At 47.9% G+C, this 1,621-nt stretch carries 9 tRNA genes and 2 rRNA genes; all 11 read right to left on the bottom strand.

The features are described 5' to 3' along the window. Positions 1-198, bottom strand: a 16S ribosomal RNA gene (locus FZC88_RS23745); the annotation flags it as partial. Between the two features lie 161 nt (positions 199-359). Next, positions 360-435 (bottom strand) — tRNA-Ala (locus tag FZC88_RS23740). An 8-nt stretch (positions 436-443) separates the two neighbouring features. Then, positions 444-520: transfer RNA gene (locus tag FZC88_RS23735), tRNA-Pro, on the bottom strand. 7 nt (positions 521-527) lie between these two features. Next, a tRNA-Arg gene (locus FZC88_RS23730) sits at positions 528-604 on the bottom strand. A 24-nt stretch (positions 605-628) separates the two neighbouring features. Beyond that, positions 629-717, bottom strand: a tRNA-Leu gene (locus FZC88_RS23725). A 5-nt stretch (positions 718-722) separates the two neighbouring features. After that, positions 723-797 (bottom strand) — tRNA-Gly (locus FZC88_RS23720). 8 nt (positions 798-805) lie between these two features. Continuing rightward, a tRNA-Leu gene (locus tag FZC88_RS23715) sits at positions 806-890 on the bottom strand. A gap of 54 nt (positions 891-944) precedes the next feature. Beyond that, a tRNA-Lys gene (locus tag FZC88_RS23710) sits at positions 945-1,020 on the bottom strand. Positions 1,021-1,055: 35 nt separating this feature from the next. Next, a tRNA-Thr gene (locus FZC88_RS23705) sits at positions 1,056-1,131 on the bottom strand. A gap of 123 nt (positions 1,132-1,254) precedes the next feature. After that, positions 1,255-1,330: transfer RNA gene (locus FZC88_RS23700), tRNA-Val, on the bottom strand. Positions 1,331-1,342: 12 nt separating this feature from the next. Then, a 5S ribosomal RNA gene (gene rrf / locus FZC88_RS23695) occupies positions 1,343-1,459 on the bottom strand. Positions 1,460-1,621: the final 162 nt, after the last annotated feature.

The raw sequence follows: 1,621 nt of genomic DNA, 5'->3' as shown, positions 1-1,621 counted from the left end.
CCTCATGCGAGGAAATGAGTTATCCGGTATTAGCCCCGGTTTCCCGGAGTTATCCCAGTCTTACAGGCAGGTTACCCACGTGTTACTCACCCGTCCGCCGCTGACTGACGGGAGCAAGCTCCCATCAATCCGCTCGACTTGCATGTATTAGGCACGCCGCCAGCGTTCGTCCTGAGCCAGGATCAAACTCTCCGATAAAAGTTTGAATAGCTCTTTAAAAATAAATCTAGAATTAACGTTGACGTATTGTCTTGTTTTGTTCAGTTTTCAAGGTTCAATGTGTACGTGCTTCTGTTTGAAGCGACTTGACTATCATATCATTTTCACCCAGTGAGTGTCAATGATTTTTTTGAACTTTTTGGTGGAGCCTAGCGGGATCGAACCGCTGACCTCCTGCGTGCAAAGCAGGCGCTCTCCCAGCTGAGCTAAGGCCCCAAATAAGGTGGTCGGGAAGACAGGATTCGAACCTGCGACCCCTTGGTCCCAAACCAAGTGCTCTACCAAGCTGAGCTACTTCCCGATCTATATGGCGCGCCCGAGAGGAGTCGAACCCCTAACCTTTTGATCCGTAGTCAAACGCTCTATCCAATTGAGCTACGGGCGCTAAATGATTTTTTATAAGAAACAATGGTGCCGAGGACCGGAATCGAACCGGTACGGTAGTCACCTACCGCAGGATTTTAAGTCCTGTGCGTCTGCCAGTTCCGCCACCCCGGCAAGTCTGGAGCGGAAGACGGGATTCGAACCCGCGACCCCCACCTTGGCAAGGTGGTGTTCTACCACTGAACTACTTCCGCGAAATAAATGGTGCGGGTGAAGGGACTTGAACCCCCACGCCTTGCGGCGCCAGATCCTAAGTCTGGTGCGTCTGCCAATTCCGCCACACCCGCATGGTGTTTTGCTGTCGCAAAAACGATAAAATACTTTGCGTAAACAAAAATTTATGGTGAGCCATGAAGGATTCGAACCTTCGACCCTCTGATTAAAAGTCAGATGCTCTACCAACTGAGCTAATGGCTCTCAAAATAAAAAAATGACACAAAATAAAAAAACAATGGTGCCGGCAAGAGGACTTGAACCCCCAACCTACTGATTACAAGTCAGTTGCTCTACCAGTTGAGCTACACCGGCATATTTAATTGGTTTGCTTTTAGATGAAGACTACTTATTAGGAAGTTGTTTCACTGAAGCAGATTAAGGAAAGATATCACTGGTGTAAAGTGCTGTAGTTTATTTCATTTGCATAAAGAAACATGGTGGAGGATGACGGGATCGAACCGCCGACCCTCTGCTTGTAAGGCAGATGCTCTCCCAGCTGAGCTAATCCTCCGTAATATATATCGCCTGGCGACGTCCTACTCTCACAGGGGGAGATCCCCCAACTACCATCGGCGCTGAAGAGCTTAACTTCCGTGTTCGGCATGGGAACGGGTGTGACCTCTTCGCCATTGTCACCAGACGAATATTCAATTGAAGGGTTGTTCCTTCAAAACTAGATAAAGAATTGATGTCAAGAAAGCCGAATACCGACCAATTGTTGTTCATTTTAAAAATGACTCTTTGTGGTTAAGTCCTCGATCGATTAGTATCAGTCAACTCCACATGTCGCCATGCTTCCATC

Source organism: Rossellomorea aquimaris (assembly GCF_008180865.1).
GTDB classification, from domain to species: Bacteria; Bacillota; Bacilli; order Bacillales; family Bacillaceae_B; genus Rossellomorea; species Rossellomorea yichunensis.
The sequence above is the reverse complement of the archived record's forward strand: the minus strand, read 5'-3'. Positions and strand labels throughout refer to the sequence as shown.